General features: G+C 68.2%; 15 protein-coding genes. 6 read left to right on the forward strand and 9 right to left on the reverse strand.

The window, feature by feature from the left end; genetic code table 11:
* The first annotated feature begins 206 nt into the window (after positions 1–206).
* Positions 207–1,757, forward strand: coding sequence for an FAD-linked oxidase C-terminal domain-containing protein (locus tag KBZ19_RS09565; RefSeq protein WP_255100780.1), 1,551 nt, complete (start codon positions 207–209; stop codon positions 1,755–1,757).
* A 69-nt stretch (positions 1,758–1,826) separates the two neighbouring features.
* Here the strand turns inward: KBZ19_RS09565 and ppsA are convergent, their stop codons facing one another.
* The 7 genes from ppsA to hemH form a co-directional block, all read right to left on the reverse strand.
* Positions 1,827–4,313 carry a phosphoenolpyruvate synthase gene (gene ppsA / locus KBZ19_RS09570; RefSeq protein WP_255100781.1) on the reverse strand — a complete coding sequence of 829 codons (2,487 nt, stop codon included), beginning with the start codon at positions 4,311–4,313 and terminating at the stop codon, positions 1,827–1,829.
* Between the two features lie 43 nt (positions 4,314–4,356).
* On the reverse strand, positions 4,357–5,544 hold the full coding sequence (locus tag KBZ19_RS09575; RefSeq protein ID WP_255100782.1) for an ABC transporter substrate-binding protein: 1,188 nt from the start codon (positions 5,542–5,544) through the stop codon (positions 4,357–4,359).
* 26 nt (positions 5,545–5,570) lie between these two features.
* Entirely contained in the window at positions 5,571–5,873 is a 303-nt protein-coding gene (locus tag KBZ19_RS15120) for a GIVxVP protein (protein WP_315856344.1), read from the reverse strand.
* Positions 5,870–6,247 carry a hypothetical protein gene (locus KBZ19_RS09585; RefSeq protein ID WP_315855824.1) on the reverse strand — a complete coding sequence of 126 codons (378 nt, stop codon included), beginning with the start codon at positions 6,245–6,247 and terminating at the stop codon, positions 5,870–5,872. The genes KBZ19_RS15120 and KBZ19_RS09585 overlap by 4 nt, the downstream gene beginning before the upstream one ends.
* 176 nt (positions 6,248–6,423) lie before the next feature.
* Positions 6,424–8,292, reverse strand: coding sequence for a biosynthetic-type acetolactate synthase large subunit (ilvB, locus tag KBZ19_RS09590; protein WP_399220133.1), 1,869 nt, complete (start codon positions 8,290–8,292; stop codon positions 6,424–6,426).
* A 78-nt stretch (positions 8,293–8,370) separates the two neighbouring features.
* Complete coding sequence (locus KBZ19_RS09595) at positions 8,371–8,937, reverse strand: M23 family metallopeptidase (protein WP_255100783.1); 567 nt, start codon at positions 8,935–8,937, stop codon at positions 8,371–8,373.
* A complete protein-coding gene (hemH, locus tag KBZ19_RS09600) occupies positions 8,918–10,093 on the reverse strand; it encodes a ferrochelatase (RefSeq protein WP_094512963.1) in 1,176 nt (391 codons plus the stop codon). Before hemH ends, KBZ19_RS09595 begins: the two co-directional genes overlap by 20 nt.
* A 137-nt stretch (positions 10,094–10,230) precedes the next feature.
* Here hemH and KBZ19_RS09605 point away from each other — a divergent pair, with 137 nt between their 5' ends.
* The 5 genes from KBZ19_RS09605 to KBZ19_RS09625 all read left to right on the forward strand — a co-directional run bounded on the left by KBZ19_RS09605 (position 10,231) and on the right by KBZ19_RS09625 (position 14,780).
* A complete protein-coding gene (locus KBZ19_RS09605) occupies positions 10,231–11,448 on the forward strand; it encodes a site-specific integrase (protein WP_399220134.1) in 1,218 nt (405 codons plus the stop codon).
* Positions 11,449–11,542: 94 nt separating this feature from the next.
* Positions 11,543–12,307: a cob(I)yrinic acid a,c-diamide adenosyltransferase gene (gene cobO / locus KBZ19_RS09610; RefSeq protein WP_094512962.1), complete on the forward strand. Its 765-nt coding sequence runs from the start codon at positions 11,543–11,545 to the stop codon at positions 12,305–12,307.
* Between the two features lie 55 nt (positions 12,308–12,362).
* Positions 12,363–13,076, forward strand: coding sequence for a UMP kinase (gene pyrH, locus KBZ19_RS09615; RefSeq protein WP_094512961.1), 714 nt, complete (start codon positions 12,363–12,365; stop codon positions 13,074–13,076).
* A 25-nt stretch (positions 13,077–13,101) separates the two neighbouring features.
* Entirely contained in the window at positions 13,102–13,641 is a 540-nt protein-coding gene (frr, locus tag KBZ19_RS09620) for a ribosome recycling factor (RefSeq protein WP_094512960.1), read from the forward strand.
* Between the two features lie 5 nt (positions 13,642–13,646).
* Entirely contained in the window at positions 13,647–14,780 is a 1,134-nt protein-coding gene (locus KBZ19_RS09625; RefSeq protein WP_255100971.1) for an NAD(P)/FAD-dependent oxidoreductase, read from the forward strand.
* Here KBZ19_RS09625 and KBZ19_RS09630 read toward each other — a convergent pair.
* On the reverse strand, positions 14,758–15,141 hold the full coding sequence (locus KBZ19_RS09630; protein WP_255100784.1) for a Crp/Fnr family transcriptional regulator: 384 nt from the start codon (positions 15,139–15,141) through the stop codon (positions 14,758–14,760). The two genes, KBZ19_RS09625 and KBZ19_RS09630, sit on opposite strands and share 23 nt — an antisense overlap.
* 98 nt (positions 15,142–15,239) lie before the next feature.
* Positions 15,240–16,427 carry a transaldolase gene (locus KBZ19_RS09635; protein WP_094512959.1) on the reverse strand — a complete coding sequence of 396 codons (1,188 nt, stop codon included), beginning with the start codon at positions 16,425–16,427 and terminating at the stop codon, positions 15,240–15,242.
* Between the last annotated feature and the right edge of the window lie 3 nt (positions 16,428–16,430).

A 16,430-nucleotide genomic window follows, 5' to 3' on the forward strand; every position in this document is an offset into this window, starting at 1 on the left:
GAGAACGGCGCGACAGCGCAATGCCGCTCGGCCGATCTCCATCCTGACTCAAGATGTGTCAGTGCGGTGGTTGCCGCCTCTGCTCGGTAAGGTCTTGTTGGCCGAGGGCCATGAGCCTGGTGTCACAGGCCCATCACTGCTGGCCTGCCGGCCGCTCTGCCCGCCCAGCGTCCCCACCTCCAGGCCGTCATCCAGGCCGAAACCCCGTGAGCCTGCCCTGGTCCACCATCGAACGTCAGCTGCGCCGTCTGCTCCCGGCGCGTGCCGTGGTGGCCCGGCGCCAGGAACTGCTCACCTACGACAGCGACGGTCTCACCCTGCATCGCCATGAGCCGCCGCTGGCGGTGTTGCCGGAAACCACCGAGCAAGTGGCGGCGATCCTGCGCTGCTGCCATGCCCTGGGGGTGCCGTTCGTGGCCCGTGGCAGCGGCACGGGGCTGTCAGGCGGCGCCGTGGCGGAGCAGGAGGCCCTGCTGGTGGTCACCAGCCGCATGCGTTCGGTGCTGGCGATCGACCTCGACAACCAGCGCATCACCGTGCAGCCCGGTGTGATCAACAGCTGGGTCACCCGCGCGGTGGCGGGCGACGGCTTCTACTACGCCCCCGACCCGTCCAGCCAGGTGGTGTGCAGCATCGGCGGCAATGTGGCCGAGAACGCCGGTGGCGTCCATTGCCTCAAGTACGGCGTCACCAGCAACCACGTGCTGGAGCTTGAAGTGGTGCTCCCCGACGGCACGCTCACCCGGCTGGGGGGGGCGCTGGCAGAGCTGCCCGGTCTGGATCTGCGCGGTGTGTTCATCGGCAGCGAAGGCACCCTCGGCATCGCCACGGCGATCACCCTGCGCCTGTTGCCCCAGACCCCCAACGTGCAGGTGCTGCTGGCTGATTTCGTCACGATGGAGGCAGCCGGTGAAGCGGTGCGCCGGGTCACGGCCGCCGGGGTTCTGCCGGCGGGGATGGAGATCATGGACAACTTCACGATCAACGCCGTCGACGACCTCTTCGGGGTGGAGGAGTATCCGCGCGATGCAGCGGCGGTGCTGCTGATCGAGCTCGACGGCCAGGCGCGGGAAGTGGCGGCCGCGGTGGCTCTGGCCAGCGACCTGTGCCGTGAGGCCGGGGCCCGCTCCATCCGCCAGGCGGAGCAGGAAGCCGACCGGGCCCAGCTGTGGAAGGGCCGCAAATCGGCATTCGCGGCGGTGGGGCGCATCACCCCCACGTATTACGTGCAGGACGGGGTGGTGCCGCGCAGTGCCCTGCCTTCGGTGCTGGCGGCGATCGAGCAGTTGAGCCGCCACTACGGCCTGCCCGTGGCCAATGTGTTCCACGCCGGCGACGGCAACCTGCACCCGCTGATCCTTTACACCGCAGGCGAGCCCGGCGTGCAGGAGAAGGTGCAGGCCCTCGGCGCCGAGATCCTGCGGCTCTGCATTGAGGCGGGCGGCAGCATCACCGGTGAGCACGGCGTGGGCGCCGACAAGCGCTGCTATCTCGATTGGATGTTCTCCCACGACGACCTCGACACCATGCAGCTGGTGCGTCGCGCCTTCGACCCGCTGGGGCGGGCCAATCCCGGCAAGATCTTTCCCACGCCCCGCAGTTGCGGCGAGTCGTCCCGGCGGGTGGCGGTGCTGCGCGAAACGCCTGCCCACAACGGCGCTGCGGCCACACTGCCGCCGCCGGAGCCAAAGTCCGCCCCCCGGCTGGCCGACGGCCAGCCGGGCTTGCTGGAACGCGAGGCCGTCGAGCTGTTCTGAGCTCAGCTGTTCTGAAAGGCTCTGATTGCTCTGAGCCCGGCTGTCCGGCTGGAGCTCCTTCCCGCCCGTTCAGGCGCCCTTGCCAAGCTCCTGCTCGATCGCTGCCACCTGCAGGCGTGTGGTGATCACCGCATCGGGGTTGAGGCTGATCGAATCGATTCCCTCCTCCACCAGGAAGCGGGCGAAGTCGGGGTAGTCGCTGGGAGCCTGGCCACAGATGCCGATGCGGCTGCCACAGCGGTGAGCCGTGCGGATCGCCAGGCGGATCATCTCCTTGACGATCGCGTGCCGCTCATCGAACAGATCCGCCACCAGCGCGGAATCCCGGTCCAGCCCAAGGGTGAGCTGGGTGAGGTCGTTGGAGCCGATCGAGAAGCCATCGAAGTGCTCGGCGAAGGCTTCGGCGCCGATCACGTTGCTGGGCAGTTCGCACATCACATACACCTGCAGGCCGTGGCGGCCCCGCACCAGCCCATGACGGGCCATCTCGGCAAGCACCCGCTCGCCTTCCTCCGGTGTGCGGCAGAACGGCACCATCGGGATCACGTTCGTGAGCCCCATCGCCTCCCGCACCGCCTTGAGCGCCTGGCATTCCAGACCGAACGCCTCCCGGAATGCTTCGGCGGTGTAGCGGGAAGCGCCCCGCCAGCCCAGCATCGGGTTCTCCTCGTGGGGCTCGAAGCCGCTTCCCCCGAGCAGACGGGCATATTCGTTGCTCTTGAAATCCGAAAACCGCAGGATCACCGGTCGTGGATGGAAGGCGGCGGCGATGCGCGCCATGCCCTGAGTGAGCAGATCCACGTAGTAATCGGCGGGGTGGGCATACCCCTTGGTGCGCTGCGCAATCGCCTCGCGTTCACCGGCATCGGCCACCAGCTCCGGCTTCAACAGCGCCATTGGATGCACCTGAATGTGGTTGGCGATGATGAACTCCAGCCGGGCCAATCCCACCCCGTCCACAGGCAGAGCCGCCTGCTGGAACGCCTGCTCCGGATTGCCCACATTCACCAGGAGGCGGGTGCGGGTAGGAGGCAGCTCGGAGAGTTCCTGTTCCTCCACATGAAAGGGCAACGCGCCGCGATAGACCCGGCCCGCATCCCCTTCGCAGCAGCTGGCGGTGATCAGATCGCCATCGGCGATGCGGCTGGTGGCCGTGCCACAGCCCACGATCGCGGTGATCCCCATCTCGCGGGCAATGATCGCCGCATGGCAGGTGCGGCCGCCCTGATTGGTGATCACACCGCTGGCTTTGCGCAGGATCGGCTCCCAGTCGGGGTCGGTGCGCTCTGTCACCAGCAGATCCCCCTGCTCGAAGCGGTTGATGGCATCGGCGCTGGCCAGCACCCGGGCCACACCGCTGCTCACCGAGGCTCCGATCGCCCGCCCCTCCACGATCAGTTCGGCCTGATGGGGATCCAGTTGCCAGCGTCGCAGCAGGGTGCTCGAACGCCGCGACTGCACCGTTTCCGGCCGGGCCTGCAGGATGAACAACCTCCCGTTGAGGCCATCCTTGGCCCACTCGATGTCCATCGCGGTGGGAACACCGTGCAGGGCGCTGTAGTGCGCCTCGATCACGCAGGCCCAGCGGGCCAGGGTGAGCACATCAGCGTCGTCGATAGCAAAGCGTTCACGCTCTTCCGCCGGCACCGGCACGTTGCAGGTGTCCGTCTCGGCGTACACCATGCGCAGCTTCTTGCTGCCGAGCCGTCTGCTCAGGATCGGCGCGTGCCCCTGCAGCAGGGTCGGCTTGAAGATCAGGTATTCATCGGGGTTCACTGCCCCCTGCACCACGTTCTCACCCAGGCCATAGGCGGCGGTGAGCAGCACCGCCTCACGGAAGCCACTCTCGGTATCAATGGTGAACATCACCCCTGAGGCCGCCAGATCGGAGCGCACCATCGTCTGCACGCCGATCGACAGAGCCACCGCGTCGTGGGCGAAGCCGTTGATCTGCCGGTAGGAGATGGCCCGATCCGTGAACAGCGAGGCGTAGCAACGGCGGCAGGCAGCCAGCAGGGCGTCGATGCCCTGCACATTCAGAAAACTCTCCTGCTGCCCAGCGAAGCTGGCTTCCGGCAGATCTTCAGCGGTGGCACTTGAGCGCACGGCCACCGAAACTGGAACCGGCACCGAGCTGTCAGTACCGCCAGTGCCGCCCGTGCCGGTGCTGCGCGCGCCGCTGGCGCTGCTGTCACGATCACCGACACTGTCCTCATTCAGCTGCATGTAGTGCTGACGGATCGCTTCCTCCAGCGGCGGCGGCAGGCTGGCGTTTAGCACGAGTTGCCGCGCGGCGGCGCCACTCGCCTGCAGGGCCGCCAGATCGCTGGCATCGAGGCCATCGAACAGGTCGGCAAGCCGGGCCTCCAGTCCGTTGTGGGCGAGCAGCAGGCGGTAGGCCGCCGCCGTGGTGGCAAAGCCGCCGGGCACCGCCACCCCTCGGGGCCCCAGCTGGCGGATCATCTCTCCCAGGGAGGCGTTCTTGCCTCCCACCTGGGCGATGGCGTCAAGGCCGACGGACGCGAGCGGCACCACCAGGAGATCGGGGCTGGCCATCGCAGGTGCCTGACCCATCACGATCTCCGCTCATCCTTTGAGACTAGGAAGGGGGGGCGTTCCCAGCTGCAGGCAGGGGAGTCAGTCGCAGTTCGGCACTTGGAGCGCTGCCCGCGCCCAGATCCAGTTGGCTGGCGGCGCCCTTGAGCGCCGTGCGCCCGCCCTGCCGCCGGCTTTCGATCGCAGCGCAGAGGGCCCGGGGTTGTGCCTTGGGGTCGAGCCAGGCCATGTCCCACGGCGCGGCGTCACCTGGGCGGCGGGCGGTCACGGCCGCCAGCTGGCCGGTGTCGTACCCGGTGGCTTCCACCAGGCTGGGCACATAGTTGTAACGGCGCTGAAAGTTGGCGGCGAAGCGGTTCCAGCCGGGCCCGCGGCTGAGCGGATCCACGCCCAGCTGGGCGTTGGCCAGCGGTTCCGTGGCCGGAAACGGCCACACCAGGGTGAGATCGGCAGGCCAGCGCGCTTCTCGCACCGCCTTGGCCAGCGGGCTGGTCGGTGCTGTCATCACCACCAGGGCCTCGGGGCGGTAGTAGTCCACGTCGTCCACCAGGCGGGTGATGGTGCGGGCATCGGGATCGGCGATCTCCTGGCTCCCCTCCTGATAGCCCACCACCCGGCCGCCGTCGCCGCTGAGCGAGGCCACGAAGCGATTGGCCAGGGCGATCTGCTCACTGCTGCCGTCGTGGATCACCATCACGCGTGAGCGTTTCTCCTCGATCAGCCCTTTGGCGAGGCGGTCGGCCTCCAGGCTGCGCGCCGGCAGCACCGGCCAGAGCCGGTCGGCGCCGGCAAGGCTGGGCAGGCCGTTGAGGGAGCTGCCCCGCTGCAGCGGCAGCAGCACGGTGAGGCCCAGCTCCTGCGCCAGCAACCCATACGACACGAGGGACACCGCCGGCGGCGCGATCAGCAAGCCGGGCAGCGGCCGCACCATGAGCGCCGCGCGGGGGTCCTGCTCCGGCGGCAGCCAGCCGAGTTGGAGCGTGGGCGGCTTCACCCCGCAGACGCGTGCCTCTTCCATGGCCAGCGCGTAGCCGCGGCGCAGGCCGTCACCCACCCCTGCCAGCAGCCCTTCAGGCGTGAGCAGCATCAGCACATCGCTGCGGATCGGTGCACTGGCAGCGAGGCCCTGCAGCCCGAGCAGGGCGGCCACCACACCGGCACCCATCCAGAAGAGGTGGCGGCGAGGAGGTGGTTCAGCACCGGAGCCGGACGCGGACTTCCCCGGGGACATGCGGGTTTCCATTCAGCCGGTGAACACTAGGAGGGTTGTGCTCCTCCGCCATCCTTGTTCGTGCTGCCCCCAAGCTTGCCCAGGCTGCGGCCGGGCCGCGCTGGTGGTGTTGTTCGCTCTGGTTCGTCGAGGCTTGAGCTTTCCTTCTGGCTTTCTGGAAGCAGCTGGGTGAACAGCCCCGCAGCCACAAGCACTCCACCCAGGGTGAAGGCCAGGGGGCGGTTGGCGGCGGCTGCCCCCTCCATCCAGGTGCCTGCGGCGAGAAAGGCGCCGCCCAGCAGCAGGCTGGGCACCAGCACGATCCCTTTGGCGGTGCGGTTGATGCTCATGAAACCGCCGAGGCGGCTGCCGCCGGGCAGCCCTGTGGCGCGGCTGTCGCGTCGAGCGGGGTGGCCAGACCGGCCTGTTGCAGCCCTGTGCCCAGGTCGATGCCGCTGGAGAGCACGGTGACCCGCGCCAGCAGGGTGCCATCGGCGGTGCCCAGCGGGCGCAGATTCACGCGCGTGCGCCGCGGCAGTGCTTCCCGCAGCCAGGAGGTGGCGGCCGCACCATCGGCAGGGTCCACCTGCACGCATCCCAACCGCACCGGGTAGCTGCGGTTCTGGTCGCCCACCTGCAACAACGTGGCGCCACGCACCTGGAGCACTTCGGCCGCCTCAGCGGCAGCAGGGCTGAGGGTGACCATGAGCAGCGCGGCCAGCAAGCAAGGAAAAACAATCCACAGCAGACACTGCAGGGGATCGTGCAGAAGGCTGGAGTGCCGGTGAGGTCTCTGTCTCAGCTTCTTCTGCGACCGGATGGGGAGACAGGGCCCGAGTGCGCTGGCGATGCTCAGGGGGGCTAGGGCGCTATGGCCTCCTGTCAGGACGGCAGGGGAGGTCAGAGCTTTGCCCCGCAGCTGGGGCAGAACAGATGGGCGCTCTCTGTGGTGGCACCGCAGGAGCCGCAGTCGCGGGTGGTGTCGATCGCCAGCTCCGGATGGCTGGGCAGGCCCACCATCTGGGCGTTGCTGGCACCGGGGGGAACCATCGGGTAGCAGTTCTCGTTGCGCCGCACCTGCACGTTCACCACGGCCGGGCCTGGATGGGCCAGGGCCTCCTGCAGATCCTGATACAGACGGTTGCGGTCGGTGATGTCGACGCCACGCACCCCGAAGGCTTCAGCCAGGGCGGAGAAGTTCGGCATGCCGCCGGTCATCTCCGAGGCGGAGTAGCGCTCGCCGTAGAAACTTTCCTGCCACTGGCGCACCATGCCCTGCCAGCCGTTGTTGACGATCACGACCTTCACCGGGAGCCCGTACTGGGAAAGGGTGCCCAGTTCCTGGATGTTCATCAGGATGCTGGCGTCGCCGGCGACGCACACCACCTGATCCCCGGGGAAGGCCACCTGCACGCCCATGGCGGCTGGCAGTCCGTAGCCCATGGTGCCGAGTCCGCTGCTGCTGATCCAGTGGCGCGGAGGGGTGTTCATGAACTGGGCTGCCCACATCTGATGCTGGCCCACATCGGTGGTGACGAAGGCCTCGGGAGCGAGCTGCTGCAGGGCCAGCATCACTTCCTGCGGGGCGATCTCCCCCACCGGTTCAGGGATCACGAGCGGATAGTGGAGCTTCCAGCTGCGGATGCGCTCCAGCCAGGCCTCGGTGCGGTTGGTGGGCGGCTCGTCGCTGGAGGCTGCCAGCAGGGCATCAAGTGCCAGGCCCACATCCGCCACGATCGGCACCTCCGGCACCCGGTTCTTGCCCACTTCGGCTGCATCGATGTCGATGTGGATGACCTGGGCCCGGGGGGCAAAGCTGTCCAGCCGGCCGGTGACCCGGTCGTCGAAACGGGCGCCGGCGGCGATCAGCAGATCGCACTCGGTGACGGCGAAATTGGCATAGGCGGTGCCGTGCATGCCGAGCATGCCCACCGCCAGTGGATTGCGCTCATCGAAGGCGCCCTTGCCCATCAATGTGGTGGTAACCGGCAGGGCGAAGCGCTCGGCCAACCGGCGCAGGGCGCCGTGCGCGCCTGCGCTGACGGCACCGCCACCCACATACAGCAGCGGACGGCGTGCCTTGCGGATCAGCTCCAGCGCCTGCTGAATGCGCGCAGGGTCGGGGGCCACCGGCAGGGCGTAGCCGGCCGGAACCGAGCTGCCCGGCTCCACCGGCATGTAATCGAATTCCTCGAGGCCCACATCCTTGGGCACATCAATCAGCACCGGGCCCGGCCGCCCGGTGGCCGCGATCAGGAAGGCTTCCGCCACGATGCGGCCGATATCGGCGGGATCGCGCACCACCCAGGAGTGCTTCACGATCGGCAGGGTGATGCCGAAGATGTCGGTTTCCTGGAAAGCATCGGTGCCGATCGAAGCCCGGCCCACCTGCCCGGTGATCACCACCATCGGCACTGAATCCATCTGGGCGGTGGCGATGCCGGTGACCAGATTGGTGGCGCCCGGCCCGGAGGTGCCGAAGCACACGCCCACCCGGCCGGTGGCACGGGCGTAGGCGTCAGCGGCGTGGGTGCCGCCCTGCTCGTGACGCACCAGGATGTGCTTCAGCCAGCCGTGGCTTTCGGCCTGGTGAAGGGCGTCGTAGATGGGCAGGATCGCCCCGCCCGGGTAGCCGAAGATGTGCTCCACACCATGGCGATGCAGGGCATCCATCAGGGCGTGAGCGCCGGTGACCCTCCCCGGCACGGCCGGCATCGGCCGCAGGGGGGAAGCGGACACAACCGCTGTGGGGACGGTCGTCAGGGTCACGGTTGTCGCTGCAGACATCACGATGGCCTCACATTAAGAGGTGCTCAACGGCCGTGAGGTGAACTGTTTCGATTCCAATCAGCGGCCAGGGGCTCCGCCGCCGACACTGCGACGGCTGCGCACCATCGCCTGCAGGATCCGCGCCGGATCGAGCCATTGGCCCCGGTAACGGATTCCCCAGTGAAGATGGGGCCCGGTTGTGCGTCCGGTCATGCCGATGTGGCCGATCAGCTGGCCGCGCGCGACCCGTTGCCCGGCGGCCAGCAGCACCCGCCCGCTCTGATAGCGACCGCTGCTCACCTGCCCGCCGAGATGGCAATAGATGTGGTCGTAGTCGCCGGAGCGGATCACCAGGCCGATGCCGCAGCGGCCATCGTTGATCACATCACTCACCACGCCTCCCCACCAGCTGCGGATCGGTGAGCCCAGCGGAGCGGCGATGTCGAGGCCGGAATGCTGCTCGCGGCCACCGCCGGGCCCGATCCGAAAGCCGAAGTGGCTGGTGTACCCAGCGAAGTTCACCACCGGAAAAACGCCCAGGCGCCAGCGTTCATTGGCCGCCTGAACCGGCGGAATCGTGGCCGGGCCGATCATCAGGGCCAGGCCAAGGGCCGCCAGCCGGCGATTAGAGCAGCCCGATGGCATGCAGAGGGCCCTTGCCGCTCAGCAATTCCAGCAGGAAGGCGGAGAAGCCCAGCATGGCCAGCCGCCCGTTCCACACCTCCGAGCTGTTGTTCCAGCCCCACACCCACTTCTCCTGGGGGTAGAGCTTGACTGTGGTGGGCAGGCTGGCCGCCTGGTCGAGGTTCACCTCCGGCCCGGCCAGGGCCAGCTGCACCAGGTCGGCCAGTCCACGGATGAAGGTGGGGTAGGTGTCGAGCGCCGGCACGCGCCGGAAGGTGGTGATGCCGGCTTCGGTGGCGATCTCCCGGTATTCGATGTCGATTTCCTCGAGCGTCTCGATGTGTTCGCTCACGAAGCTGATCGGCACGACCACCAGCTCTTTGACCCCCTGTTCTCCCAGCTCCACCAGCGCTTGATCGGTGTAGGGCTGCAGCCACTCCACCGGCCCCACCCGGCTCTGATAGGCGAGGGTGAAGGGGTTGCTGTGGCCGAGCTGCCGGGCCAGTTCGGCCATGATCAGGTCGGTGCAGGCCTCGATGTGCTGCTGGTAGGGGTCGCCTGCCTCCTCCACATAGCTCTTGGGCACGCCGTGGGCGCTGAAGAAGATGCGAGCGGTGGTGGGGTCGTTGCACTCCTGCACCTCCCGGGCGATCAACTCGGCCATCGCCTGCACGTAACCGGGATGGTCGTACCAGCTGCGGATGCATCGGATCGGCAGGCGGCTGAAGGCGGGATCGGCCTGGCGCAGCCGCTGCAGCTCGCGGAAGCTTGAACCGCTGGTGCTGATCGAGAAGTGGGGGTAAAGCGGCAGCACCACCACCTCATCCACCGCATCGGCCTTGATGTCGGCGACAGCGGATTCGGTGAACGGGTGCCAGTAGCGCATGGCCACGTAGGTGGTGGCCTGCACCTGGCGCTGGCGCAACTCGCTCTGCAGCTCCCGTGCCTGCTGGTCGGTGATGCGGCGCAAGGGGGAGCCGCCGCCGATCGAGCGGTAGGCCTCCTGCGACTTACTGCTGCGCAGGGTGCTGATCAACCAGGCCAGCGGCTTCTGCAGGGCCGGAATCGGCAGCCGGATGATCTCCGGGTCGGAAAACAGGTTGTAGAGAAAAGGCCCGACATCCTCGATCCGCTCGGGACCGCCGAGGTTCAGCAGCAATACGCCGACCCTGGCCATGCCAGATCATTCCGTCAAGTCAGCCGAGCGTAACGCTGCCCCTCCGAGGCTGCTCACCGCCGGCTGGCGTGGCCAGGGCCGTGCCGATACCGTCGGCACCTGCCTGCGGAACGGCAACGGGGGTGAGCGAACAAGCGGTGAGCGCTGCAGCGGCCGGCGCACCGGGCCTGGCGGGGCTCGACGCTGAACTCCAGTGCGGCAACGCCCAGCTGGCCGCCGCCGGTGTCGCCCTGCGTCTGGAGCGACGCGGCCAGCGCCTCGGCCTGCGCGGCCCGCTGCCCTGCCGGCGGGGCAGCGGGCGTTTCCGTGTGCAACGGCTCAGCCTGGGGCTGCCCGCCGATGCGGAGGGACTGCGTCAGGCCCGCCGTGAACTGCGCCGCGTGCAGCAGGAGCTCCAGCAGCAGCGCTTCATCTGGCCCACCGCGCCGGCGGCGGGGCGGCCCGCCACCAACCCCTCTGCCGGCGGCATCGGTGTCACCCGTGCGGCGGCCACCGCGCTCGATGCCGCGCTGGAGCGTTTCGAGCGCCAGTTCTTCGAGGACCCTCGCCGTCGCCGCAACCCGGCCGGCACCCGCACCACCTGGACGGCGGCCTATCTGCCCTATGTGCGGCGCCTGGCCGCCCGCGCCGCCGGGGCCCGGCTCGACGGGGAGCTGCTGCTGCAGGTGCTGGAGAGCTACCCCGCCGCCAGCCGCAGCCGCCAGCAGTGCGGCACTGCCCTGGCGGCCCTGGCCGAGGTGGTGGCGATCGACCTGCCCGCCGACTGGAGCGCAAGGGCCGGCGGTTACGGCCTGCACCGGGCCCAGTTCCGCCAGCTGCCGAGTGATGCTCTGGTGGAGCAGCTGGTGGAGCGGATCCCCAATCCCGGCTGGCGGCTCGCCTATGGCCTGATGGCCACCTACGGTCTGCGCAACCACGAGGTGTTCTTCTCCGATCTGAGCGCCCTGCTGCCCGGCGGTGATCGGGTGATCCGGGTGCTTCCCACCAGCAAAACCGGTGAGCACCAGGTGTGGCCCTTCCAGCCCGACTGGGTGGAGCGCTTCGAGCTGCCACGCCTCGCTCTGGAGACGGGGGCCCTGCCACCGGTCTGCACCGATCTGCGCACCACCACCCTGCAGCAGGTGGGCCGGCGGGTGGCGGAGCAGTTCCGCCGCTACGAGCTGCCGATCACCCCCTACGACCTCCGCCATGCCTGGGCCGTGCGCACGATCCACATCGGCCTGCCCGACACGGTGGCCGCCCGGATGATGGGGCACTCGGTGTCGATCCATACGCGCACTTATCACCACTGGATCACGCGCCGCGATCAGCAGCAGGCCGTGGACGCCGCCCTCTCCCGCCGCCGTGCCGGCTGAGTCGGGCAGGATGCGGCCCTGCCCTGCTCACGGCAGGGGGGTGCCGCTGCTACACCGCTGCAACCCCTTGGCCTCTGCCCCCTGGCCTGACCCAATGACCCGCTCCAGCACCGATTCGACGGCCAGCTCCGCTGCCACTACCCCGCCTCCTACGTCCCTTGCTGCCACCGACCTGGCTGTCACCGCCCCAGTCCCCGATGCCAGCGCGCTGGATCAGGAGGCGGCCCGCCTGGGTCCCGGAGGGGCTCTGGCGCCGGAGGCCGATGGGGAGGCCTACCGCCGCCGCATGCAGCGGCGTCAGGAGGTGCAGCGCCAGCGGGTGGGGGAGCGCAACCTGGAGAAGGGTCTGGTGCTGGTGTTCACCGGCGACGGCAAGGGCAAGACCACCGCAGCGCTCGGATTGGTGCTGCGCACCCTGGGGCACGGCGAGCAGGTGGCTGTGGTGCAGTTCATCAAGGGGGGCTGGCAGCCGGGTGAAGCCCGCGCCCTGGAGCTGTTCGGTGAGGCGCTGCACTGGCGCGCCCTGGGAGAGGGATTCACCTGGGAGACCCAGGACCGGGAGCGTGACCGCGCGCTGGTGCAGCAGGCCTGGCAGACATCGCTCACCTACCTCGAAGACGCCGGCCGCAAGCTCGTGGTTCTTGATGAGGTGAACGTAGCCATCAAGTTGGGCTATCTCGCTGTTGAGCAGGTACTCGATGGGCTGAGCCGAAGGCCACCGCTCACCCATGTGGCGCTCACCGGGCGTGGGGCGCCGCCGGCGCTGCTCGAACGGGCGGATCTGGTGACGGAAATGCGCCTGGTGCGCCACCCCTTCCGTGAGCAGGGTGTGAAAGCGCAGGCCGGCATCGAGTTCTAGCGACCGCCATGCTTGCTACTGTTCGGCCGTCCGCAGCGGCTGAGCGCTCATAACGATGGCATTCAAGCGCGTCCTGCTCAAACTCAGCGGGGAAGCGCTGATGGGGGAGCTGGGCTATGGCATAGATCCGGCCATTGTCCAGTCGATCGCCACGGATGTGGCGGCTGTGGTGGCTTCCGGCACCGAACTGGCGATCGTGGTGGGTGGCGGCAACATCTTCCGGGGCCTCAAGGGTTCCTCGGCAGGCATGGACCGTGCCACCGCCGATTACGTGGGCATGCTGGCCACGGTGATGAACGCCATCACCCTTCAGGACGCCCTTGAGCGCGCCGGTGTTCCCACTCGCGTGCAGACGGCGATCGGCATGCAGGAAGTGGCCGAGCCCTATATCCGGCGCCGGGCGATCCGCCACCTGGAGAAAGGGCGGGTGGTGGTGTTCGGCGCCGGCTGCGGCAACCCCTTCTTCACCACCGACACCACCGCCGCTCTGCGGGCGGCCGAGATCAACGCGGACGTGGTGTTCAAGGCCACCAAGGTGGATGGGGTCTACGACAAGGATCCCGCCCGCTACCCGGATGCCGTTCGGTACGAGAGCCTCACCTTCCAGGATGTGCTGAGCGGCGAACTGGCCGTCATGGACAGCACCGCCATCGCCCTGTGCAAGGACAACGCCATCCCGATCGTGGTGTTCGATCTCTTCGGTGCCGGCAACATCGGTCGCGCCGTGGCGGGTGAGCCGATCGGCACCCGTATCACCCCGGCCCGCTGAGCCCTTCCCCTCACCCCACTCCTTCATGGAACTCGAAGCCAGCATGCGCAAGTCGGTGGAAGCCACCCAGCGCACTTTCAATACGATTCGCACCGGCCGGGCCAACCCCTCCCTGCTCGACAAGCTCAGCGTGGAGTACTACGGCGCAGATACCCCCCTGCGTTCCCTCGCCACCATCTCCACGCCCGACTCTCAGACGATCCAGATCCAGCCCTTCGATTCCGGTTCGATGGGCTTGATCGAGAAGGCGATCTCCATGAGTGATCTGGGCCTCACCCCCAACAATGACGGCAAGGTGATCCGCATCAATATCCCGCCGCTCACCGAAGAGCGCCGCAAGGATTTCTGCAAGCTGGCCTCCCGCTACGCCGAGGAAGGCAAGGTGGCCCTGCGCAATCTGCGCCGTGACGCCATCGAGAAGCTCAAGAAGCAGGAGAAGGACGGCGAGCTTTCCGAGGATCAGAGCCGCGATCAGCAGGACAACGTGCAGAAGCTCACTGACCGCTTCATTGCCGAGCTTGAGAAGCACCTGGCGGAGAAGGAAGCCGACATCCTTCGGGTTTGAGTCCGCTGGATGCCGATGTGATCGTCGTCGGCAGTGGAGCTGCCGGAGCGGCGAGCGCTTTCCAGTTGGCGGCTAAGGGCTGGCGCGTGAAGCTGCTGGAGGCGGCGGAGATGCCGCGCGCCAAGCCCTGTGGTGGCGGCATGGCAGCCTCGGTGCAGCGCTGGTTCCCCTTTGATCTCGCGCCGGCCGTGGATCGGGTGATCACACAGGTGCGGTTCACCTGGTGCCTGGAGGATCCTGTGCTGGCGGAGCTGCCGGGGGCATCGCCGTTCTGGATCGTGCGCCGCTCCGTGCTCGACGCCTTCCTGGCCCGGCAGGCCGTGGCGGCGGGTGCCGACCTGATGGCCGGCACTGCCGTCAGCGCCATCGTGCGGCAGGGGGAGCACTGGCAGGTGCAGCTGGAGCGGGGCGGCGCCCTGCAGGCCAGGGCCGTGGTGATCGCCGATGGCGCCTGTTCGCGCCTCGCCGCTCCTCTGGGGCTGGGGTCACCGCGCCCCCGTTACGCCGCGGCCCTGTCGGTGGAGCTGGAGGGCGCCGCGCTGGAGCCGGACACGGCCCGCTTTGAATTCGGCCTGGTGCGCCACGGCTTCTGCTGGGCGTTTCCCCACGAGGGGGGCGTGAGCGTGGGGGTGGGCACCTTCCTGGGCCGGGATCTTGTCGATGGTGAGGCTGCCCTGGCCCGGCTGTTGCCCAGCCTTGGCTTCGAGGCCGCCAGCGGCGTGCGGCGCCAGTGGCCGCTGCGGGTGTGGGATGGCCACCACCGCCTGCATGGCGATGGCCTGGCGGTGGTGGGTGATGCCGCCTCCCTTTGCGACCCCTTTCTGGCGGAAGGATTGCGGCCAGCCCTGTTGAGTGCCACCCGCGCTGCGGCAGGAATGGATGGCTGGCTGTCGGGCGACAGCGCAGCCCTGGCCGCCTACAGCGACACCATGCGCAAGGAGTGGGGCAGCTCAATGGCCTGGGGGCGCCGCATCGCCCAGGTGTTCTATCGGGTGCCGCGGGTGGGCTATCAGCTGGGTATCAAGCGCCCCACGGCGCCGCAGCGCATCGCCCAGATCCTCTCGGGCGACATGGGCTACGGCGACATCGCCCAGCGGGTGATCCGCCGGCTGCTGCTCAGCGGCGCAGGGAATCCTTGATGTGGCGCAGCCGTTCGTCGATCGAGCCGAGCAGCTCGATCGCGAACATGGGCGATTCCTGCACGGCGAACAGGAACTTCTCGCGGTTCATCACCAGGAGGCGGCAGTCGTTCAAGGCCGTGGCATTGCCATAGCGGCGGTGATCGCCGGTGACCAGGGCGCCTGCTCCGAACACATCGCCCGCCTGGATCTCCTCATGGGCAGCATCGCCGTTCCAGCTGAGCTGAACCACGCCTTCCAGCAGGCCGAACATGCAGTCGCCGGATTCACCGGCGCTGAAGATGCGCTCGCCGGCGGCAAAGTCGCGCACTTCTCCCTGGGAGGCGAGGGCACGCATCGTGTCGAGGGCGTGAACGGTCATGGCCGCGGGGCAACTGATCCCAGTGTGAGCCTCGGAGGTTAAGGGCTCCTTCAGCCCAGCACTTCCTCAGCTCAAGGCTGCTTCAGCCGAGGACGCCCTCAGCCGGCGGCCGTTGCTGAGAGAGAGAGCGCCAGCGGTGCGCCGAGGCCGCCACGGACGTCCTCCGGGACCAGGCGGCCATCATGGTCGGTGTCGAGCGCGTCGAACACCGCGTCGCTGCCGAGCCATTCCTCGCGGGTGATGCAGCCGTCGCCATCCATGTCGTTGAGCAGGAAGATCTCCTGGGCGGCATGGGCGAAGGCGGCTTCACCCTCCAGTTCAGCCAGCCGGTGGGCCAGCTGGGCTTCGAGCGTTTCGATCGCCTTGCAGAAGCCGCTGATGCCTTCCTCCAGCTTCTCGCTGGCCATGCGGTCGTTGGCCATGCGCGCCTCGAATCCGGCGCGATCAAGCTGCAGCTTGGCTTCGGAGGCCGCCGGCGCCTCCGCGTCGAGCTTCCGGATCAGAACCCCCTCCCGTTGCCGCAACTGGTCGAGCAGCTTGGGCGAGATCGTGAGCAGGTCGCAGCCGGCAAGTTCAATGATCTCCTCGATGTTGCGGAAGCTGGCTCCCATCACTTCCGTGGTGTAGCCGTGCGTTTTGTAGTAGTTGAAGATGCTGGTGACGGAGATCACACCGGGATCTTCCGGGCCCGGGTAGTGATCACGGCCGGTGTCCTGCTTGTACCAGTCGAGGATGCGGCCCACGAAGGGCGAGATCAAGGTGACGCCGGCTTCAGCGCAGGCCACCGCCTGGGTGAAACTGAACAGCAGGGTGAGGTTGCAGTGGATGCCTTCTTTCTCCAGCTCCTCTGCGGCCTTGATGCCCTCCCAGGTGGAGGCGATCTTGATCAGCACCCGCTCGCGGCCGATGCCGGCCTCCTCATAGAGGCCGATCAGCTTGCGGGCCTTGGCCACTGAGGCGGCGGTGTCGAAGCTGAGCCGCGCATCCACCTCCGTGGACACCCGCCCAGGCACGATGCGCAGGATCTCCTTGCCGAAGGTGACACAGATTTCATCAAGCGCTTCGAGCACCACGGCCTCTGCCGGTGCATCGGGGCCGATCACCTGGCGGGAGGCCTGCAGGGATTCGTCAATCAGGCCCTGATACAGGGGAATCTGGGCCGCCGCCAGGATCAGCGACGGGTTGGTGGTCGCGTCCCGAGGGGTGAACTGCTTGATGGCTTCCAACTCTCCCGTGTCCGCCACCACCACGGTCATGGCGGCGAGTTGATCGAGCAGGTTGGCCATGGC

Origin of the sequence: Synechococcus sp. L2F (assembly GCF_024345695.1) — a bacterium.
GTDB lineage: Bacteria > Cyanobacteriota > Cyanobacteriia > PCC-6307 > Cyanobiaceae > MW101C3.